This window comes from Pseudomonas sp. Colony2, from assembly GCF_019382755.1.
Taxonomy (GTDB): domain Bacteria; phylum Pseudomonadota; class Gammaproteobacteria; order Pseudomonadales; family Pseudomonadaceae; genus Aquipseudomonas.
Map to the genome: position 1 here is coordinate 5,592,999 of NZ_CP080030.1, position 930 is coordinate 5,593,928.

The following is a 930-nucleotide window of genomic DNA, read 5'->3' on the forward strand; positions in this document are numbered from 1 at the left end:
CGCCTACGTCGCCGGTAAAGACTTCACACTGGCCGACATCCTCATCGGCCTGTCGGTGCACCGCTGGTGGATGACGCCCATGGAGCATCCGTCCTACCCGGCGGTCAGCGCGTACTACGAAACCCTCAGCCAACGCCCCGGCTTCAAAACCTTCGCCCTCGACGGCCACAACTAAAAACAAGGACTACACAATGAACGGACTCAACGTACTACTCACCGGCGCCTGCGGCCGCATCGGCAAGACGTTTTTCCAAGCCTCGAAAGACCGCTACCGCTTCACCCTCACCGACCGCATCGAGCCGGATTTCGCCCTCGGCGAACACCGGTTCATACACGCCGACCTGAGCGACAAAACCAGCCTCGCCGCCCTGCTCGACGGCATTGACGTGATCGTGCACCTCTCGGGCATCCCCCACGCCAGCGCCACCTTCGACGAGTTGCTGCCCAACAACATCCTGGCCACCACGTACCTGTTCGAAGCCGCCGTGGCCGCCGGTGTAAAACGCCTGGTGTTCGCCAGCAGCGCGCAGACCATCGAAGGCTACCCGGTCGACCGCCAAATCACCCCCGGCATGCAGGTCATGCCCGCCAACCTGTACGGCGTGAGCAAATGCTACGGTGAAGCCCTGTGCGGCTTTTACGCCGCCAAAACCCCGCTCTCCACCATCGCCTTGCGCATTGGTGCGTTCGAATTCCCCGAAACCCACGACCTGAACAACGCCCGCGACCTCAGCGCCTGGCTCAGCCCGCGCGACGCGGTGCAATTGCTGCAACGCTCGGTGGAAACCATCGGGGTGAAACACCTGATCGCCCACGGCATTTCCAATAACCGTTTCAAACGCCTGGACCTCAGCGAAACAACCCGTGTGCTGGGTTACCAACCGGTGGATGATGCGTTCCAGGAATTCGAGATCCCGATCACTTACTGAG

1 protein-coding gene and 1 pseudogene are annotated in these 930 nt (G+C 61.5%); both read left to right on the top strand.

The window, feature by feature from the left end; translation table 11 throughout:
- Nucleotides 1–175, top strand: a pseudogene (locus JV201_RS29920) (glutathione S-transferase); the annotation flags it as partial.
- Between the two features lie 16 nt (nt 176–191).
- Nucleotides 192–929, top strand: a complete 738-nt coding sequence (locus JV201_RS22435; protein WP_219406060.1) for an NAD(P)-dependent oxidoreductase — start codon at nt 192–194, stop codon at nt 927–929.
- The last annotated feature ends 1 nt before the right edge of the window (nt 930 follow it).